The sequence below is a fragment of the Acinetobacter sp. 24-47-39 genome (assembly GCF_056783825.1).
Genome location: NZ_JBWYIP010000016.1, coordinates 51,666 through 63,725 on the forward strand (window position 1 = coordinate 51,666; position 12,060 = coordinate 63,725).

The 12,060-nt window shown below is 37.2% G+C and carries 9 protein-coding genes; 5 read left to right on the forward strand and 4 right to left on the reverse strand.

The genetic code is table 11. The features are described 5' to 3' along the window. Positions 1 to 2 precede the first annotated feature (2 nt). Together betB and betI are read right to left on the reverse strand one after the other, a co-directional pair. On the reverse strand, positions 3 to 1,478 hold the full coding sequence (betB, locus tag AC1M9C_RS13385) for a betaine-aldehyde dehydrogenase (protein WP_481953888.1): 1,476 nt from the start codon (positions 1,476 to 1,478) through the stop codon (positions 3 to 5). 33 nt (positions 1,479 to 1,511) lie between these two features. Further along, the gene (betI, locus tag AC1M9C_RS13390) at positions 1,512 to 2,093 is read right to left on the reverse strand and encodes a transcriptional regulator BetI (RefSeq protein WP_481953889.1); all 582 of its coding nucleotides are present in this window, start codon (positions 2,091 to 2,093) and stop codon (positions 1,512 to 1,514) included. Between the two features lie 248 nt (positions 2,094 to 2,341). On the opposite strand from betI, the gene AC1M9C_RS13395 reads away from it, so the two are divergent. Continuing rightward, positions 2,342 to 4,378: a choline transporter gene (locus AC1M9C_RS13395; protein WP_035268654.1), complete on the forward strand. Its 2,037-nt coding sequence runs from the start codon at positions 2,342 to 2,344 to the stop codon at positions 4,376 to 4,378. Between the two features lie 34 nt (positions 4,379 to 4,412). After that, a complete protein-coding gene (locus tag AC1M9C_RS13400) occupies positions 4,413 to 5,021 on the forward strand; it encodes a MarC family protein (RefSeq protein WP_035268656.1) in 609 nt (202 codons plus the stop codon). A gap of 68 nt (positions 5,022 to 5,089) precedes the next feature. Here AC1M9C_RS13400 and AC1M9C_RS13405 read toward each other — a convergent pair whose 3' ends face one another. After that, positions 5,090 to 5,704, reverse strand: a complete 615-nt coding sequence (locus tag AC1M9C_RS13405; RefSeq protein ID WP_481953890.1) for an OmpW/AlkL family protein — start codon at positions 5,702 to 5,704, stop codon at positions 5,090 to 5,092. 321 nt (positions 5,705 to 6,025) lie between these two features. Here AC1M9C_RS13405 and AC1M9C_RS13410 point away from each other — a divergent pair, with 321 nt between their 5' ends. Genes AC1M9C_RS13410 through AC1M9C_RS13420 form a run of 3 tightly spaced genes read left to right on the forward strand, consistent with a single transcriptional unit; the run spans position 6,026 to position 9,130 of the window. Next, positions 6,026 to 8,479: a heavy metal translocating P-type ATPase gene (locus AC1M9C_RS13410; protein WP_481953891.1), complete on the forward strand. Its 2,454-nt coding sequence runs from the start codon at positions 6,026 to 6,028 to the stop codon at positions 8,477 to 8,479. A gap of 23 nt (positions 8,480 to 8,502) precedes the next feature. After that, positions 8,503 to 8,898 (forward strand): Cu(I)-responsive transcriptional regulator, encoded by a 396-nt coding sequence (cueR, locus tag AC1M9C_RS13415; protein ID WP_481953892.1) that lies wholly within the window; start codon positions 8,503 to 8,505, stop codon positions 8,896 to 8,898. 34 nt (positions 8,899 to 8,932) lie between these two features. Continuing rightward, a complete protein-coding gene (locus tag AC1M9C_RS13420) occupies positions 8,933 to 9,130 on the forward strand; it encodes a heavy-metal-associated domain-containing protein (RefSeq protein ID WP_481951917.1) in 198 nt (65 codons plus the stop codon). A 75-nt stretch (positions 9,131 to 9,205) separates the two neighbouring features. On the opposite strand, the gene AC1M9C_RS13425 is transcribed toward AC1M9C_RS13420, so the two are convergent. Further along, a partial coding sequence (locus tag AC1M9C_RS13425) for a BapA/Bap/LapF family large adhesin (protein WP_481953893.1) occupies positions 9,206 to 12,060 on the reverse strand: 2,855 nt, incomplete at its 5' end.

Below are 12,060 nucleotides of genomic sequence, written 5' to 3' on the forward strand. Positions count from 1 at the left end.
CCTTAGGCTTTAAATACAGATTGAAATGGACTTAATTCCACTTGTACCGATTTGATTTGCGTGTAGTGTTGTAAAGTCGTTAAACCATTCTCTCTTCCTACACCAGAATGCTTATAGCCACCGACTGGCATTTCAGCTGGCGATTCACCCCACGTATTGATCCAACATATACCTGCTTCAATTTGGTGGATGATTCGATGTGCTTTGACAATATCAGGGGTAACCACGCCAGCAGCCAATCCATAAGAAGTATTATTAGCGCGACGAATCACTTCTTCTTCTGATGTATATGTCAAAATACCCATCACAGGACCGAAGATTTCCTCTTGAACAATGGTCATCTCATCTCGACAATCACTGAAGATTGTAGGCAGTACAAAAGCACCATTTTTTAAATGATCATCTGTTGCTCTAGAACCACCACACACTAAACGTGCTCCCTCGCTTTTAGCAGAATCGATGAATGCCAAAATTTTATTCATATGCGCAAAGCTAGATACTGGTCCAAAATTTGTTTCTGGATCGAGCGGATTACCTAAGCGGATATAAGGAATACGTTCTAATAGCTTTTCTTCAAATTTTAGTTTTAATGATTCTGGAATAAACACTCGTGTCCCATTCGTACATACCTGTCCAGAACTATAGAAATTTGCCATCATTGCAATATCTGCAGCTAAGTCTAAATCAGCATCTTCACAAATAATTAATGGTGACTTCCCACCCAACTCCATCGTGACTTCTTTAAGACTCGATTCAGCAGCTTGAGCCATCACTTTTTTTCCAGTGCTCACACCACCAGTAAATGAAATTTTCGCAATATCTACATGCTGGCTTAAATAGGCACCAATATCACCGCCCCCTGTTACAACATTGAATACCCCATCTGGCACTCCAGCTTCGGTATAAATTTCTGCCAATTTAAAGGCTGTTAATGGGGTAATCTCGCTGGCTTTGAAAATCATTGCATTCCCCGCCGCCAAAGCAGGTGCTGACTTCCATAAGGCAATTTGAATTGGATAATTCCATGCTCCTATACCAGCTACAATTCCCAAAGGTTCACGGCGTGTATAGACAAATGAATCTGTTCTTAAAGGAATCTGTTGACCCTCGAGTACAGGTAAAATTCCAGCGTAGTATTCGAGTACATCAGCCCCTGTCACAATATCTACAGTCGATGTTTCACTATATGCTTTACCACTATCTAAGGACTCAATGGTGGCAAGTTCATCATTTCTTTCACGTAAAATAGCTACAGCTTTATTTAAAATTCTTGAACGCTGCATATAAGTCATTTCAGCCCAAACTTTCTGTCCTTGTTTGGCAGATAGAATGGCTTGATCCACATCCTGTTGAGAACATGCTTGAATGGTCGCAAGAACTTGCCCCGTGGCTGGATTAATCGAATCAAAAGTTTGACCTGATTGAGCATCGACGAATTGTCCATGAATATAAGGACGTTGTAATGGGAATTTATTCATACGATTAGCCTCAGATATAGTAAATATTAAAAATTATTGTGTAAGTTGCTGCTGGATAAAGGCATGGCAAAGACGGATAGAAAGATCGGTATCAATCTCACTTCTTGTTAATGCGCCCCTTAACCAGAACCCATCAATTAATGCAGCCAACCCTTGAGCTGCTTGTTCAGCTTTTGTGGGGCTTAAACGTTTTAAAAACTCATGTTTTAAATTTGAATGTAGACGACAGTGATTCACTTGCTGTAATCGGTGTAGATCGGGTTGATGCAAACTAATAGCCCAAAACGCGAGCCATACTTTCATCGCGGCTTGATTGGTCTGAGGCGTTGCAAAATTCGCTTTAACGATCGCCATTAAACGATCTTCTGGTAAATGACCAACCTCCGATTTTAGATCCCTTACACTTTCTCCAAGTTGCTGTAGTAAATAGCGCATGGTTGCCTCAATCAATCCATTCTTACCACCAAAATAATGACTAATAATACCCGTGGAGACACCTGCTCTTTGCGCGATCTGTTGAATGGATGCATCAGCAAAACCGAGCTCATTTACAGTGGAGAGAGTGGCATCAATCAATTGTTGACGACGAATGGGTTGCATACCAACTTTTGGCATAAGATGACCTAAACCTACAGGAGATTATAATCAGCGTTTATCAATAAGAACGCTGTAACATTAGTAAACGTTTTTTTAATTGAACGTTCAATCAATAAAAATTATAGTGCTATTACTTCCATGATGTACAGCTCAGTTTGTTTTGTATTTGCAAAAGTTTGTAATTGTGGATAAAGCAAGCTTCTATCAGGATTTAAATCGAACTGCGCTGTAGATCATTTCATTACTCATTGAATGGTCACTGATTTATGCATAACAAAAATGATCAAACGCAGGATAGTTTGAATAAGGTCGTGTTCTATGTATCAGCATCATTGATACTTTTGTTTTCGATCACCACAATTTTGTTTAATGAAGCTGCCAATAACGTCATTACACAAACCCTCGATTGGGTAAGCAGAACCTTTAGTTGGTATTACCTGTTGGCTGCGACACTCTATTTTGTCTTTATTGTATTTATCGCATGCTCCCGATATGGCGAAATTAAATTAGGACCTAAACACTCTAAGCCTGAATTTAGTTTATTGAGTTGGTCTGCAATGCTCTTTTCTGCGGGTATTGGCATTGATCTCATGTTCTTTTCCGTGGCTGAACCTCTATCGCATTACATGAACCCACCTGTAGGTGAAGGACAAACCTTTGAAGCAGCACGTCAGTCCATGGTATGGACCTTGTTTCATTATGGTTTAACTGGTTGGAGCATGTATGCATTGGTTGGTGTAGCCTTAGGTTACTTCAGTTATCGTTATAACCTTCCCCTTACGATCCGTTCAGCTCTCTACCCTATTTTTGGAAAAAAAATTAACGGCCCTATAGGTCACACTGTAGATACAGCTGCCGTCTTAGGTACGATTTTTGGTATCGCGACTACCTGTGGTATTGGTGTCGTACAACTCAATTATGGTCTTCACGTTCTCTTCGATCTACCTGAAAATTTGTGGATTCAAGCTGGTCTAATCGGGATCGCAGTGGTTATTACTGTCATCTCAGTAACGGCAGGTGTGAATAAAGGGATTCGCGTACTTTCTGAAATCAATATCTATGTCTCGATTGGGTTACTCCTCTTTATTCTTTTGATTGGTAATACAGAATTCTTACTCGCAGGCTTAATCCAAAATTTAGGTGATTACCTCAGTCAATTCCCGAAATTGAGTTTAATGAGTTTTCCATTCGAACAACCTAAAGAATGGATGAACAGTTGGACGCTTTTCTTTTGGGCTTGGTGGATTGCATGGTCGCCATTTGTCGGTCTGTTTTTAGCACGAATTTCTCGTGGTCGTACCATTCGTGAATTTGTATTTGGTACGTTGATTATTCCTCTACTATTTACACTGACTTGGCTGTCCATCTTTGGAAATAGTGCGCTTCACAATGTAATTTTTGATGGTAATGCGCAACTCGCAACAACTGTTTTAGAAAATCCAGCGCATGGTTTCTATGACCTACTTGCACAATATCCTGGTTTTACGTTCTTAGCCGGTATAGCAACAATTACAGGATTATTATTTTACGTTACTTCTGCAGACTCAGGCGCTCTTGTTTTGGGTAATTTCACGACAAAATTCACCAATATCGAGCATGACTCTCCAAGATGGCTCAGCGTATTTTGGGCTATAGCCATTGGTTTACTCACCTTGGCGATGCTGATGGCAAATGGTATTACTGCCTTACAGAACACAACCATCATCATGGGTCTGCCTTTTAGCTTTGTCATATTCTTTGTGATGGCAGGTTTATACAAATCCTTGAGATTGGAAGATTTCAGACAAGCCAGTACTAGCTTAAATGCCGCGCCAGTCGTGGGCAATGTGGATATTCTCAATTGGAAAAAGCGACTCAGTCGCGTAATGCTGCATCCTAGCCATGAACAAACATTAAAAATGTTAGATGATGTGTGTAAACCTGCAATGGATGCCGTGGCACAGGAACTTTTATCCAAAGGTGTCAAAGTCGATGTGAATACCAAACCTCTTGAAGATAATGCTGAGCTTTATCATTTGGACCTCATTATTCACTTGAATGAAGAAGAAAATTTCGTATATGAGATTTGGCCCGTTCGTTATGACACCCCTAACTTTAGTACCCGTGCTAAACGAACAAAGCGTTATTACTATCGTTTAGAAAGTTACTTGTTTGAAGGTTCGCAAGGTAATGATTTGGTCGGTTACAACAAAGAACAAGTGATTAACGACATTTTGGACAAATATGAACGTCATATGATGTACCTTCATATTAACCGTATCAGTCCAGGTAAACGTCCACAATTTCCTGATCGTGACATTTAGTTAGTAGTAGCTCATCTAAACAAGGAAAATGACCATGTCAGAAAGTCTAAACGCCTTTGCTCTATTTTTTTCGTTGCTTAATCCCTTTTTAATGAGCATTTATATGCTTGGGATTATTCGAAATTCAGATGCAAAAGTTTTTAATATGGCGCTGATCCAAGGTAGTTTAATTAGCTTTGTGGTTTTTGTCATTTTTGCTAAAACAGGTGAAGCTTTTTTTAATGATGTACTTCATGCACGATTTGAATCTTTCCAAATTTTTGGTGGGATCATTTTCTTGGTGATTGGTTATCGTTATGTATTTGAAGGTGCTGATACGATTGGGGTCATGCGTGGAGCACCAAACCATTTAGCTGGTACGATCGCCATGCCTTTTATGATCGGTCCAGGAACAATCTCTGCATCTGTAATCACTGGCATTCAATTAAGTTTATGGCAGACAATCACAGTCATCTTTATGACCTTATTCTTAACCTGTAGTCTTTTGATATTAATGAAATATTTGCATGATAATTTACAGCATAAATATTCTAATTATATCGACTTATATGTAGATATCGTGGGGCGTGTTGCTGCATTACTTATCGGTACGATTGCCATCGATATGATCGTGACTGGTGTTACTGGGATCATCAATGGCTAATTGAAGTTAGTTGTAGATATCTATAAAAAAGGAGTCTTGGCATTGACTCCTTTTTTAAACCCTAATATTTAGAATCTATATCCGATATTTAAACTATACACTGTTGGATCTACATCCACACTTCCTACCTTTTCTCCATTTACTTTTACATCGGTTTTGATATCCGCATATCGGATATCAGCACCAACACTCCATTGAGGGTTCAATTGGTAATCTACGCCTATTTGACCTGCTAAGCCAAAAGAATCTGAGAGATCAAACTTATCATCACTATATAATCGGTCATTAAAAAAATAGGTGTAATTTAAGCCCAGACCCACATAAGGTTGTAACTTTTCATTGGGCAAGAAGTGATATTGCACACTGAAAATTGGAGGTAAATGTTTTGTTTTTGCGACTTCATTACCAGCAACATTAATTTTATGTTCAGGTGGCAAACCGACTAATACATCAAATGCAATATTTGGTGTATAAAAATAAGAGATCGTGCCAGTGACTCCCCAAGCATCATCTATTGTGACGGGTGCTGTTTGATTAAAAATACTACCTGGAGAAGATGTGGGATCAATATTGCTAATCGCACCTCTTAGCTTCCATTTATAATCTGCGCTTTGCGCATTAGAACTTAATGCCATGGTACTCAATAAAATCGCGAATAAACCAAAACTTAATTTATCATTCATATCATTACCCATTTTTTATAAATATCTGAAATTTTGAAGATTGTTAATCAATTAAATTGAATGCTTTAGATCATATCGATAATTCTTTTTGATGGTTATTTTTTATTCTGATTTGTTTTGATGATTTTTTATTTAAGAAAATTTATTCAATTTAAATGGATTTTTGGAATATTGTTTTTAATTTAAGTGAGTAAAGAACATACGCCTAATTTGGATTCCAATCAGTAATGATGAAACAAGAAACAAATCTTATTGACCTTACCACAATGGGAAGGTTTAGAATGATCGTGACCTTATTTCAATCAGCATATGGAGTTAAGTATGTCATCTACTTCAACTAAATCTATTCAAATCAAAATTGAAGGAATGACCTGTGCTGCTTGTGTAAGCCGAGTTGAAAACTCATTAAAAAAAGTCGATGGTATTCAAGATGCCAGTGTGAACCTCGCCACTGAAATAGCTCAAATTGAGTTAACAACAGACGTAACAGATCAACAAATCATTCAAACCGTAAATAAAACAGGTTTTAAAATTAAAAAATGGGCAACAATAAAATTAAAAATTTTAGGCATGACTTGTGCTGCATGTGTGAGCCGAGTTGAAAGTTCTTTACTAAAAGTACCAGGTGTATTGGCAGCACAAGTAAGTTTGGCGACTGAGACAGCAAGCATTGATCTACTTTATCAAGTTCCTGTTGATCAAGTTATTGAGCGTATTGAAAGATCAGGGTTTGAAGCTGTACTTGAACAAAAAGCAATCACAGCACTTCCAGATCGCGAACTTGAATCAAAAAAAATTCTCAAACATTTTATTATCGCACTTGTACTCAGTTTACCTATATTTATCATTGAAATGGGCTCGCACCTCTTGCATTCATTTCATCATTTTATAGGTACTTACATCAGTCAGAATCAGAGCTGGTTATTCCAATTTATTCTTGCGACTTTAGTTATTTTTATACCTGGACGGCATTTTTTCACACAAGGTATCAAGTCACTGATAAATTTACATCCTGACATGAATTCTTTGGTGAGTTTAGGATCAGGAGCTGCCTATTTATATTCTATTGTTGCTACGTTCTTTCCAAGTTTATTGCCACAACAGTCAGTACATGTCTATTACGAGCCTGCAACACTCATTATTACATTTATTTTGTTAGGCAAATATCTAGAAGCACGAGCTAAAGGTCGAACTTCTGCAGCGATTCAACATCTGATTGGCTTACAACCTAAAACAGCGCGAGTTAGAGTATCTGACCTCCAGACTAAAGATATATCGATTGATAAAATTACAATCGGTATGCAGGTTGAAGTTCGGCCTGGTGAAAAAATTCCTGTAGATGGCGTGGTTATTTCAGGTGAAGGCTTTGTAGATGAGTCAATGATCAGTGGAGAATCTTTTCCAATCCACAAATTGATGGGTTCAGAAGTTGTTGGTGGAACCCTCAATCAAAATGGATTTCTTGTCATTGAAACCAAACATTCTTCTGAAAATAGCATTTTATCTTCAATTATTCAGTTGGTTGAAAATGCTCAGACACAAAAGCTCCCCATACAATCTTTAGTCGATAAAGTCACCTTATGGTTTGTTCCAGTTATCCTCTTGATTTCGATGATTACTTTCATCGCGTGGCTGGTGATTGGACCTGAACCTAATCTGAGCTATGCTTTGATTAACGCCGTTTCTGTTTTGATTATTGCATGCCCTTGTGCGATGGGACTTGCAACCCCGATGTCGATAATGGTTGCGACGGGACGTGCTGCTGAACACGGAATTTTATTTAAAAATGCGACTTCACTTCAAAAACTTCGAGAAATTTCAACATTTGCATTTGATAAAACTGGAACATTAACAATAGGGCAACCTGCGATTAGTCATATCGAGATTTTCGCACCATTTACACATCAACAGGTTCTACAAACTGTTGCATCCGTTGAATATCATTCCGAGCACCCAATTGCTAAAGCGATTGTTCAATATGCTTCCGATCATCATATAAAGATGATCGAAATTTCTGAGTTTAAGAGTATTTCAGGATTCGGCATTCAAGCACAATTGAATGGTCAGGATATTAAAATTGGATCTGTAGAATTTATTACTCGAGAAAATGCAAAGATTTCTCATGCACTCTCTCACCATCAAAGATTACTAGATGAAGCTCAAACACCCATCGCGGTCTCCATCGATGGTGAGCTTGCATCAATTATTTTAATCACGGATCAATTAAGACCTGAAACCTACGAGGTTATGGCTCAACTTAAAAAGAACGACAAGCACATTGCTTTGATTACTGGCGATCATCAAAATGCAGCGCAATATGTGGCTAATCAACTCAATATCAATGCAGTTTATGCACAGGTCAAACCACATGAAAAGTTAAACATCGTTGAGACCCTTCAAACGCGATATGGAAATGTTGCTTTTGTTGGTGATGGTATTAATGATGCTCCTGCACTTGCGCAAGCTCAAGTCGGTATTGCGATAGGTTCAGGTACGGATGTCGCCATTGAAACGGCTGACCTTATTTTAATGTCATCAAATTTGAATAACTTATCTAAAGCCATCAAATTAAGCGAAATGACCATTAGAAATATTCATCAAAATCTGTTCTGGGCTTTTTTATACAATATTTGTTTGATTCCGATTGCTGCAGGCGTCCTTTATCCCTTGACTGGTATCCTGCTCTCACCTGTTTTGGCTGCGATCGCAATGGCACTTTCTTCGGTATTTGTATTAGCGAATGCCTTAAGACTCAAAACTTTGAAATTAAATTAGCAGCTTAAAACAAAGGAAAGATCATGAATATTGGCGAATTAGCACGACGTTCAGGCTTAACTGCTAAAATGATTCGATATTACGAAAAAATCGATCTCATTTCTGTTCCGATCAGAAGCGCTAGCGGTTATCGTGTTTACACAGAGCAAGACCTTTTGACTTTAAGTTTTATTAAACATGCTAAAGATCTTGGTTTTTCGATCGATCAAATAAAAAGTTTAGTTGAGCTTTGGAAAAATCCTGACAGAAAAAGTGCTGATGTGAAAAAAATTACAGATCAACATATCCACTTTTTGACAGAACAAATTCATTCGATGCAATCAATGATTTTAAAATTAAAGGCTGCGAGTCAGATGTGCTCTAATGATTCGAGTTCAAACTGCAGTATTCTGAATAAAATTGAACATATTCAATCTTGACAGTGATAAATGTTAACTAATGCAAGAGGTTATTATGAAATTATTTATTGAAAATATTAGTTGTTCGGGTTGTGCTAAAGGTGTCACTGCATCTGTACTGTCACTTGATCCTAATGCTAGCGTGAATGTAAATGTTGCAAATAAAATTGTGGATATTCAAACAACATATGACTTTAAAAAAATCGCTGAAGTTTTAACTGATGATGGATTTCCTCCTGAAATAAAAGATTAAATTGGCATAAAAAAGGCGAAACAATGTTTCGCCTTTTTTTGTAAAACGCATACCGAAGTATGCGTTTTTAAAGAATTAATAAATGATTTGACCGTTTTGAAGTAACTGCTCCAAAGTCAGATCTACATTTTGAGGACCAATATTCAGCAATTGAGTAGCTTCAAATTGTGTACCTTCACCATCGCGATCGATTGAAATTACAGAATCTTTAACAGTGATATATTTACTTAAGATATCCGCAACTTGATCAGTCGAATCTGTTGAGAATGTAGTTGAAGTCTTAGCATCAACAAATAGTTGAGATACATCAATTACATCGACACCTGCTTCAAAATCTGACCACGTATCAAAACCATTTCCACCCGTTGCATCGGCTTCATCAAGTAAGTTGAAGATTAATTTATCCGCGATATCACTTCCAGTGAATGCGTCATTAAATTTCGAACTTGTAAATGATTTGTTTACATCAAAACTTAAAGTAGCTGTTGAAGTCGTTCCACCAACTGTCGAAACAGTATAGCTAAATTCTTCTTTACCAAATCCTTTTCCTGATGGTGTATACGTATAGCTACCATCATTATTGAAAACAAGAGTACCAAATTTACCTTCGACAGTTACACTAGGATTACCACTATAAGTCGACGTCGTTAATCCATTAATAGTATAAGAACTAATAGAATTTAAACCGTCATCATTATTAGAAACGTTTCCAATAACTGGTTCTAAAGCAACTGGAGTAAATTCATTCAAGTATGTTGTATTAAACGTAATTGTAGAGTCTTTGAAATAAGCAAGTCCAGGATTAACAAGACTAGCTTGTACAGTATATACGCCAGCCGGAAGATCATTTAACTGTAATACTTTTCCAGTAACAGCATTTAACTCACCAGTCTTAACTACAGTGCCATCTGCATTTTTCACTGTGTAACTAATACTGCGTGATGAAGTTAGAGATAGAGTACTTTCAAAAGAAATTGCAACTGTACTGACTGAATTTTCAGCTATTGCAAATTTAGCATCGATAGTGCGTTGAGCCAGACCAATATCTAAAATTGTATCATTCACAATAGTTTCTGATTTATTTTGCATTACAATTTCAGATTCTTCAAAATCATCTTGAGCAACAGCTAAATCAATTTTAATCGTTAAGGTTTCGAGTGAACTATTTCCATTCTGATCTTTAATGACATAAGTAAATGTCTCGATTTCACCATATGGTAAGCTTGTGCCTTCACTAGGTTTATTTACGAAGTATTGGTAAGTTCCGTCCTTATTGAGAATTAATTTACCATACACACCTTGAAGTTCTGATTCTTCAACAAGCTGAGAATTACCAGCAATAATGATTTCTGACCCACTAACTAATTCAATCTGACCTGAAGTTTGACCGACAAAATCATTGTCTGTTTTAACAGTCGAATAATCATAAAGTGTGTCTTTATTTACATATAGACCAGATCCACCAAGTACATTAAGTCCTGTTGGAACAGTCACTGCATAATAGTCACCCTCTGTAAATTTAAGAGTAACTTCATCAGATTTACCACCTAAAATTACTGTATACCAGTTATCGATGCTGTGAACTTGGACATATTCATTGGTATCAGCATTGAATTTATAAATAAATAAAGAGTATGAACTTAAACTTACACCGCCGCCATCGCCTTGGAAAGTCATTTCACGAACATTATTTTCATTCACTGTGAAATTCATGAACGAAGATAAATCAACTGCACCAGCTTTGATAACTGGATCTAACAAACTTACATCTAGAACTTTGACATTTGTTAATTTAGGCACTTCACCAGTGATATCTTTAATCTCAGGAAGTGGATTGATGATAACAGTGTCGTTGATTTCTGATTGTTTTACCTCAACAACTTTATTATCAATCGATATATTAAGCTTCGCAGAAGCTGTATTACCTAGTTCTGTTTTAACGTAATAGGTAAACTCATCTACTTGCCCGAATGGGCCTTTAAAGTCTTCATTAATCTCGTAACGATAGCTTCCGTCTTGATTAATAAATAACGTACCAAATTTACCTTCGATCGCGGTTTCAGAATTACTATTCAACGTAACTGCTGCATTAGAACCAGCCATAACTGACTCTACAATCGTGCCAGTTGGCAGTACATCCTGACCATCAACAGCATCTGCATCTGTGATTACATTACCAGTTGCTTCACCATCGACTGACACAACTTCATTATAATCTAGAATAATGTCATTCAATACCTTCAGTGTATAACCACTTAATACTGTTACCCCAACAGAAGGTGTTAAGAATACAATATATTTACCTTCAGGCAGGCTCACGTTCAGTTCTTCAGAAACACCAGCCAGTAAATAAGCTTTCAACCATTGTTTCTCAGTCATGTACTCTTTGTATTGACCAGTTTCTTCATCAAATTGATAAATTTTAAGATCGTACATCGAGACGATCGAAACACCACCTGATTGTGATTTCAATGTCAAGTTACGAACTGTCCCATCAGCAACATCAACTGTTAAAGAATTTTGAAGAACTTCAGTTAAAACATTAGCTTCGAGCACCGCACCCAAACCAACACTTGCTACCGCAAATGCAGTTTTGTCTTCAAGTTGTTGTTCTGCTGAAGGTAATTTAGTAGTCGGGTTAATCACTTCAGGAATGAAATTAACTGAGTTATCCGCAGGAAGTACTATTTCTTGCGGTAACCCATTAATTTCTAAAGCTTGTTCTGCAGCATTAAGCTCTTCAATTGCGGTTAGAACTTCACCTTTAGTTACATTTTTTGATGGATTACGACCATCAGCAACGAGTTGTAAAGCTTCATTAATTTCTTGTTGAAGTGCATCACGTGTTTCATCAGTATATCTTGCTGACTCTTCTAACTTTGCATTTTCATTAAGTTTAGTCTGAAGGTCTTTCGCCTTCGTCTCAAGCG

Coding starts and splice junctions, on each gene's coding strand:
- cueR (WP_481953892.1), top strand. CDS start 8,503: ATGAATATTGGCGAATTAGCACGACGTTCAGGCTTAACTGCTAAAATG.
- betI (WP_481953889.1), bottom strand. CDS start 2,093: ATGCCAAAAGTTGGTATGCAACCCATTCGTCGTCAACAATTGATTGAT.
- betB (WP_481953888.1), bottom strand. CDS start 1,478: ATGAATAAATTCCCATTACAACGTCCTTATATTCATGGACAATTCGTC.
- AC1M9C_RS13400 (WP_035268656.1), top strand. CDS start 4,413: ATGTCAGAAAGTCTAAACGCCTTTGCTCTATTTTTTTCGTTGCTTAAT.
- AC1M9C_RS13395 (WP_035268654.1), top strand. CDS start 2,342: ATGCATAACAAAAATGATCAAACGCAGGATAGTTTGAATAAGGTCGTG.
- AC1M9C_RS13420 (WP_481951917.1), top strand. CDS start 8,933: ATGAAATTATTTATTGAAAATATTAGTTGTTCGGGTTGTGCTAAAGGT.
- AC1M9C_RS13410 (WP_481953891.1), top strand. CDS start 6,026: ATGTCATCTACTTCAACTAAATCTATTCAAATCAAAATTGAAGGAATG.
- AC1M9C_RS13405 (WP_481953890.1), bottom strand. CDS start 5,704: ATGAATGATAAATTAAGTTTTGGTTTATTCGCGATTTTATTGAGTACC.